We start from the raw sequence: 358 nt of genomic DNA on the forward strand, positions 1-358 counted from the left end.
CGTTCATTGTTTTCTTTTCTTTGCTCCGCTTGTTTTAGAATATCTTCATTCCAAATTGCAATTATATTTGCGAATTCTTGTTTTTGTTTTTCAATAATTTCTAAAAAACTATCCTTATGTAGTGTATTCATTTCAAATTTCATCATATATCAACTCCTAAAGGAATTACACTTTATTATTAGTATAACTTATATACATGTAAAACTAGTTATATAAAGAAATTAAACTTTAATTATTAGTAAATGAATAACAACTATAGAAAAACTCCCATTTTCTATGGTTATAATGTGTTTCCTTTTATTCATTATTGTTTATTCGTTTTATACTATAGTGAAAATGAGTTTAATTATAAATTATA

General features: G+C 22.1%; 1 pseudogene. It reads right to left on the bottom strand.

The features are described from left to right. Window positions 1-143: pseudogene (locus JDS96_RS30825) on the bottom strand (tyrosine-type recombinase/integrase); the annotation flags it as partial. Between the last annotated feature and the right edge of the window lie 215 nt (window positions 144-358).

It is taken from the genome of Bacillus cereus group sp. N21, assembly GCF_016483395.1.
GTDB lineage: Bacteria > Bacillota > Bacilli > Bacillales > Bacillaceae_G > Bacillus_A > Bacillus_A pseudomycoides.